This is a genomic window from Peterkaempfera griseoplana (assembly GCF_001418575.1).
Taxonomy (GTDB): Bacteria; Actinomycetota; Actinomycetes; order Streptomycetales; family Streptomycetaceae; genus Peterkaempfera; species Peterkaempfera griseoplana.
Map to the genome: position 1 here is coordinate 1 of NZ_LIQR01000448.1, position 5,704 is coordinate 5,704.

Annotated in this window: 1 protein-coding gene and 3 pseudogenes; 3 read left to right on the forward strand and 1 reads right to left on the reverse strand. The window is 64.4% G+C overall.

Annotated features, from left to right (window positions below; all coding sequences use genetic code 11):
* Positions 1-929, forward strand: a pseudogene (locus AOK09_RS29420) (type IV secretory system conjugative DNA transfer family protein); the annotation flags it as partial.
* Between the two features lie 60 nt (positions 930-989).
* On the opposite strand, the gene AOK09_RS43285 reads toward AOK09_RS29420, so the two are convergent.
* Positions 990-1,124 (reverse strand): hypothetical protein, encoded by a 135-nt coding sequence (locus AOK09_RS43285; protein WP_265736748.1) that lies wholly within the window; start codon positions 1,122-1,124, stop codon positions 990-992.
* A gap of 42 nt (positions 1,125-1,166) precedes the next feature.
* Here AOK09_RS43285 and AOK09_RS29425 point away from each other — a divergent pair.
* Together AOK09_RS29425 and AOK09_RS43790 are read left to right on the forward strand one after the other, a co-directional pair.
* Positions 1,167-1,601, forward strand: a pseudogene (locus tag AOK09_RS29425) (helix-turn-helix domain-containing protein); the annotation flags it as partial.
* A gap of 681 nt (positions 1,602-2,282) precedes the next feature.
* A pseudogene (locus AOK09_RS43790) lies at positions 2,283-3,089 on the forward strand (ATP-binding cassette domain-containing protein); the annotation flags it as partial.
* Positions 3,090-5,704 lie beyond the last annotated feature (2,615 nt).

The window sequence follows — 5,704 nt, forward strand, 5'->3', positions numbered from 1 at the left end:
CCACCCGCCCGGCCGGCGTGCCCGAAGCGGACTGGGCAGGCGAGGTCCGCAAGCGCCGCCTGCTGCTGCTGGCCGCCCTCGCCCGCACCGTCCTGGGGCGCGACCTGCGTCCCATGGAGCACACCGCCCTGGACGTCGCCCTGGACGAGGTCGTCACCTACACCAGCAAGATCGGCGGCACGCCGCTGCTCGGCCACATCGCGAACGTCCTCAGCGACCCGCGATACCTCAAGGCCCAAGGCTCGGACCCGGGCCGCCTGGCCGACGCCGCCGAGGACCTCGCCCACGCCCTGCGCCGCCTGGTCCACGGCGACCTTGCCGGCATGTTCGACGCACCCTCCACCGTCGCCTTCGACCCGGATGCACCCCTGCTCACCATCGACCTGTCCCAGCTCGGAGCCGCCGGCGCCGACACCGCCCTGGTCCTGGCGATGACCTGCGCCTCCGCCTGGATGGAGTCCGTGCTCGCCGACCCTGCGGGCGGCCGCCGATGGGTGATCTACGACGAGGCGTGGCGGGTGATGCGGCACACCGCCCTGTTGGAGCGCATGCAGGCCCAGTGGAAGCTCTCCCGCGGGCTGGGCATCGCCAACATGCTCGTCATCCACCGCCTGTCCGACCTGCTGTCCGCCGGCGACGCCGGATCCCGCGGACGGGCCCTGGCCGAAGGCCTGCTCACCGACTGCTCCACCCGAGTCGTCTACCGCCAGGAAGCCGACCAACTCGCCGCCACCGCAGGCCTGCTCGGCCTGACCGGCGTGGAAACCCAGGCCGTCACCCACCTCGGTAAAGGCCGCGGCCTGTGGAAGATCGCGGACCGGTCCTTCGTCTGCCAGCACCTCCTGCACCCAACCGAGCTTCACCTCTTCGACACCGACGCCCGCATGGTATCGAATATCAGTCCGAATGTAGCCGCCGACGCTTCCTGAGCAAGCAAAGCCACGTTTCCTCGGGCGGAGATCACTTAACCCGACACACGCCCGGTTTCGCTACTTCTCGCCCACGTCCAGCTGGGGCAGGACGGCGCCGGTGGCGTGCTCCAGCGCGGCAAGAAGTTCCTGCGGGCGGCGGTCGGCAAGCCAGCTGCCCGCCCGGTCCAGCGCGTCGCCGTCGATACGGGCCATCAGTCGGCGGACCGCGGCCTCCGAGGGCAGAGCCTATCGGGGGTGGTTGACCCTGTCTGTGTGCGCAGGTTAGCCGACCACGAGGGGAAGAAGCTGCAGCGGATCGTGCGCCGGGGCAGCACCAGTTCGGTGCGGTACCGGCGCGCGATGATGCTGCTGGCCTCGGCCGGCGGGAACCGGGTCCCGGTGATCGCGAAGCTGGTGCAGGCTGACGAGGACACCGTCCGGGATGTGATCCACCGGTTCAACGAGATCGGCCTGGCCTGCTTGGACCCTCAGTGGGCGGGAGGCCGTCCCCGCCTGCTCAGTCCTGACGACGGGGACTTCGTCGTCCAGACGGCCACCACCCGCCCGACCAAGCTCGGCCAGCCCTTCACCCGCTGGTCCATCCGTAAACTCGCCGCCTACCTGCGCAAAGTGCACGGCCGTGTCATCCGGATCGGCCGCGAGGCGTTACGGTCCCTGCTCGCCCGCCGACATTTGCCAAGGGACGGGGATGGGTGTCTGCTGGAACGTGGATGACTTGAGCGGGGCAACAGCGGATGTATGGAAGTGGTCCGCGTGGGCAGTACTCTGCGTTGTCAAAACTGCGGCAGTGAGCCATCACCTGATGCGCAGGTGTGTAGCCGTTGCAGACATCCCTTTCCCCAAGATTCAGCTTCGCTGCGCGCCTTCCCGCCCCCTCCTACGGCGCGCCCCGGTGGTGGCGGGTGGCAGGCCGCATCGAGCCCTGCCCTGCAGCCTTGGCACCGTTCTCCCCCGATGACGAATCCGCCGGTGAGTGCCGGTGTCGGTGTTATCAAGGGACAGGTTAGGGGCATGCAGACGCGTTCCGAGCAGCGGGCGGACCCGGGTGCTTTGATCGTGCACATGGAAGTGCCGGGCTTTGAGGCAATGCCGGAAGAATTGTAGAACTCGCTGAGACAGGCTGTCAATGACCGAGATCGAGGCATACAGCGACAGCGGCTTTGGCCGTCCGGCGGAAAGGGGCGGAGTACCGGTGAAGTTGGTTCTGGCTCCGCCTCCACCATGAGGTCAGTGGCCGGGCTGGCTGTCGTCAGCCGTGAGCACCGTCGTCGACAGGACGACACCGCGAAATCTTCCGACTGAGGACGCATCATGCTTAAGCCTGAGTACAGAGTGCCGAGCCACTCCGTGATGTTCGGGGGACCCGGTTCAGGTGCTCACGTCAGCATCGACGACCCATCTGTTGCCAGAGAGCATGCCAAAGCCCTGTGTTATGCGGGTCAATGGGTGGTGGTGGCTAAAAAAGGTCCTGTCTATGTCGACGGACGTTCAGTGCGGCAAAAGTATCTTCCCGCTGGATCTCACTTCATACTCGGGCAAACGACTCTGACAGTTCCAGATTCCAGCAATCCCCAACCTAACGAGTGGTTTCGACTGGATCCGGGACTGCAAGTCAGCCGTCTTACAGTGAAGCGAAAAGGAGAGATTAGCCTCCGGGTGAAAAGGGGAGTTTCACTCAAGCGGGAGGATAGAATCCTCCTTGCTGGAACCAGCTTCACGGTAAATAAGAGTGAACTTGCCGTCATTGTGGGGCCTTCCGGCTCAGGGAAGACAACTTTGTTGAATGTGATTCTAGGCAGCGCGGCTCCCGATGTCGGCGAGGTGAGAGTTTTCGGACAGCTCGTGGCAGCGCCCGGCGATCCGGCCAGTCCGGCCATGGTCATTCACTCTGTTCCGCAAGAAACGTCCTTGCATAAGCAGCTATCCATCCGGTCTACGCTTCGCTATGCCGCCGCCCTGCGGGAACGAGAAGGCCAGTCCCGCTACAACCGGAACATTGAGTGTGAAATTCTTACCGAACGAGCCGGCATCGCTCAGCGGGCGAAGGCGCCTGTGTGTGAGCTTTCTGGCGGTGAGCGAAGGAGGTTGTCTCTTGCTGTCGAGCTCGCCGCAGATCCCAATCTGCTCATACTTGATGAACCAGGAAGTGGTCTCGATGCAGGGCACGACCGCGCTATGATGGAAACGCTAAAGAATTGCACTAAACGTGGAACGACTGTTGTCTGCGTCACCCACAACGTCTCCAACCTGAATTTCGCTGACCGACTGATTGTCTTGGCGCATGGGGGTGTAGTCGTCTACAACGGCCGGCCTGGGGATGCCCTTCCCGCGCTGAAAAGTAAACTAAGTTTGACCAAGGCGGACTGGCCCGATGTCATGTACGCCCTTGCGAGGAGACCGCTACCGTGCGTGTCGGAACAAAGACAACGCCACCCCCGGCATGCTCCTCGTACAAAGCCGTTGAAATGCCCTCTGGGAACTTGGCTTTGGCTCAGCCGTCGGCAATTCTGGCTGACACTATTGCATGGCAGGGAGGCGTCGAAGCACAGCATCCTGAAGGTACCCTTCGCGCACCTCTGGGTGGCTGCGTTGCCTGCTCTTGGCGCATATCTAGCCGTGTTGTCCGCTAAATCTGGCTGGCAGAACAGATCTGGAGATACTGACCACCTGATCGCCCTGCTGGCTACGGTCGCAGCGCTGACTGGTGCATCCCTCACGTACAGTGACTTGGTCAACGAGGCTCGCGTGGTGGACCGGGAGAACCGCATTGGAGTTTCTGGACTTCAGGTGGTGTCTGCGAAACTGACGGTCGTTGCCTTTCATACGGCAGCTTTGACATCGATCATGGTTGCCGTCTACTCATGGAAACGCATGATGGGGAATTCCTATGCGCTCCAGACGCCCGGCCCAGTACTCGGTATGGCCATTACCATTTACCTTGTGATGCTCAGCTCTGCAGCCGCTGGCCTCCTCATCTCCGCCTTCAGCATAAATCTACACAAGGCGGTCACTCTCGTCACTGCACTCGCAATAATGCAAGTCGCGTTGAATAATGTACTCTTCGATCTCCCGGCACTTTTGCAGCGGCTAACGATCGTTTTGCCCGCACGGGTTGGCGTGGCCGCACAGGCCGCCTATCTAGCGCAACCACGTAATTCTGGTTCCCCAGACTGGCTATGGACTCACTCGCAGCATATATGGTTCTTCGACGAAATAATCCTCGTCACACTTGCCGTGGGATTCGCTGTCGCGGCGGGTATAAAGCTGGACTACCGCTGTCGGAAAGTTTCCTGAGACGCTTACAACGAGCGCAAGGGAATGCGCGGCCATACTTATACCATCAGGGCTGAGCACCGGTGCCATTTCAACCTATATGCAGGCATTCGCCCTCCGGGCTCGCCATTCAGCGGTGACATTCACTGCGCTCACGTCCAAGATGGAGCGGCAGCACGACTATAGGCGATAGCGGTCCTCGGCCGCGGCGACTCCTCTTAACTAAAGCCGGGGATGCAGCATGCGACCGGGGCCGCGGCGGGCGCGCCGACTACTCGGCAAGCACCGTCGCCACGGCGTGAACCTCCATGTCCGGCTGCACCTACGCGGCCGACAGCGTCACCGGCGACAGTGGACGGTTCCGCAAGAGCGACCTCGAAGACGCACTGCGCAAGCCCTCGCCCAGGAAGGACTTAACGCCCACGTGCGCACCAGGCCCTCGACAAGCTCGTCCAGGGCCTGGTGCGCGGCTTTGGGGAACGCCGCAGTCCCAAGGCCCGCTGCAACGCACCCCTGTTCCACCCCGGCGGATCCTGAGATTGGGCAACGGCATCTGGATGTGGCTATGGATGGGCCGGGCCACCGCCACCGACCTCCTGGAGTCCACGAAGAACCTGGCGAGGCATCACCCTTTGCGACGAACTCCGAACAAACCGTCTACGGGGTACCCCGCCATCCCGGACGCGCTCGAAGGACCCCGAGGAGTAGCGGCACGACATCTCGGTGCGGCGGCTCCAGACCCCTCCGCACTGACGGCAGGAGCTCTGCGACCTCAAGCCCCGCTGACTCTGCCTGTCGCCCCGCGCTGTAGGCGTCGCCTGCCCAGTTCCTGCGGCCTCGTCCCCATCAGTCACCGGTCCGCTGACCGGGTGCGCACTGTCCAGGCCCCACGGCACACAGATCCTGCTCGACCAGGGACCGGTAACGCCCGGCGTGTGGGCACTGCCACTGAACCCGGAGACGTGCCGGGGTTCTTCTCGTACGACCCGGGACCTCCCCTGCTCGTGGGAACGGACCGCGACCCGGACCGGGCGGCCCGGGATTTCTCCCGGCACCTTCTCCCCCGCTACGGTGCGATGAGCGCGCTAAGGACGGCTTGGGATGCCGCCTGCCCACGTGCTTCGAGGTCTTCTTCACCCGCGGCCCGGCCCTGCTGGCCTGGACCCGGGAAACGGCGAACCTCCTGGCCTCCACCGGGCGGCCAACACGGGGTGGCATACCGGCGGCAGCCTGGTCCACCTTGACCGGCGGACTGCGGGAACCGCACGGCGGAAGCGGACCGCCGCCGGACTCAACCAGGGTGCAGACCGGTCGCGGTACGGCGAGGCAACCGCTGAGCGCAAAGCGCCGAGACCGCCACCGCGGCCGAAGGGCTCCAGGGCCAGCCGCGCCGGTGGCCGCCGCCCCCAACCGGCACCGTGGCCGACCGCCACCACCCAAGGTTCCCGTCCCCGGCTGGCCGGCTGCCTGGCTGCCCGGCCGAACCCTCCCCGGATCAG

Bases quoted from the DNA above. Each gene is read 5' to 3' on its own strand.
- AOK09_RS43285 (WP_265736748.1), bottom strand. From the start codon at position 1,124: ATGGCCCGTATCGACGGCGACGCGCTGGACCGGGCGGGCAGCTGGCTT.